This window comes from Xenorhabdus sp. SGI240 (assembly GCF_040081915.1).
In the GTDB taxonomy this organism is placed as follows: domain Bacteria; phylum Pseudomonadota; class Gammaproteobacteria; order Enterobacterales; family Enterobacteriaceae; genus Xenorhabdus; species Xenorhabdus bakwenae.
Map to the genome: position 1 here is coordinate 1 of NZ_JBEBMB010000077.1, position 1,202 is coordinate 1,202.

Annotated in this window: 2 protein-coding genes; both read left to right on the forward strand. The window is 52.7% G+C overall.

All coding sequences use genetic code 11. The features are described from left to right. Window positions 1-207 precede the first annotated feature (207 nt). Window positions 208-750, forward strand: coding sequence for a PilL N-terminal domain-containing protein (locus ABLA76_RS14920; protein ID WP_348988520.1), 543 nt, complete (start codon window positions 208-210; stop codon window positions 748-750). Further along, window positions 750-1,202, forward strand: a 453-nt coding sequence (locus ABLA76_RS14925; RefSeq protein WP_348988521.1) for a TIGR03759 family integrating conjugative element protein, incomplete at its 3' end; no start/stop codon positions are given. The genes ABLA76_RS14920 and ABLA76_RS14925, both read left to right, overlap by 1 nt.

The window sequence follows — 1,202 nt, forward strand, 5'->3', positions numbered from 1 at the left end:
AGCGAAAAGCGCGTAAATCGGTTGCTGAATAATGCCCTGTTATCACTCATGCCACGTAATACGATAATACCGGTTCAGGGGTTATCCGTTACTTCCTGTTGCGGCATTTTTATTTTCAGCAAACACAGTTGAGTTGTTCATTGAATACATCACAGGGTTCCCTGCATAGTCAGGATTATTTTACGACTGAGCAGGAACCTATTTGGCATGAAAATAACTGTGTTAACCGGCTTAATGGCGGTAATACTGACGGGATGCACAGCTCCCGTAAAACAACCGCCACCTCAGCTTTCCAAAGATACCTTTCCTTCCGTTACGCTGACCCGTAACGTTCAGCTGGTTTCACCGGATATTTATGGGCAAAAAACAGAAGTGGTTCGTTATGGCCGCTATTTGCTGGTCAGTACCGACCCGACAGCGGCCCAGCGTGACCCGCTTTCCCAGCTGATTGATAGTCAGCTCCCTGCTTCCCAGAAACCCACCGTGGCTGATGCGATGCGTTATGTGTTGCGTCAATCGGGCTACACATTATGTGCGCCGGAAAAAACCAATAACATTTTATATCGCCAGCCGCTGCCGTCGGTGCACACGCAGTTAGGTCCTGTCCGGTTGCGTACCGCGTTGCAGGTGATGGCAGGCCCGGCCTGGCAACTGAACGTGGATGAAGTGCAGCGTGTGGTGTGTCACCATTTACGCCCGGGCTATCAGTTACCGACTCCGGCTAAACAAACGCAGCAGGGAGGGCATTGATGAAATGGCATCGTTTCGGTTTATTGATCTGGTTACTGAACAATCCGGTCTGGGCAGCCACACCGACACCGTTAGCCTCGCAGCAGACACCATCGACAGCAAGCCAGCCGCAATTCCTGAAAAATCAGGCTGAACAGTGGACGTTAAGTGTGGATGAATACCGGCGTTACCAGCAACTGATGAGTGGGCCACGGGGTATCCAGTCGCCGGGGCTTGATCCGCTGACCACATTAGGTATTGAAGCCGACAGTGATGCCGAACGCCGCCGTTATGCTGAACAGTGGGTCAGGGCGGAGTTTGCCCGCACAGAGAAAGAGCTGCGTTTCCAGCGGGAAGTGGATGCCGCCTGGCAGCGGCTGTTTCCGGATGTGTTGCCGGTCAATATGACAACATCACGGGAGACAAATGGACGGCTGGCGCTGTTTGTCAGAGTCAACGATTGCCCGGCCTGT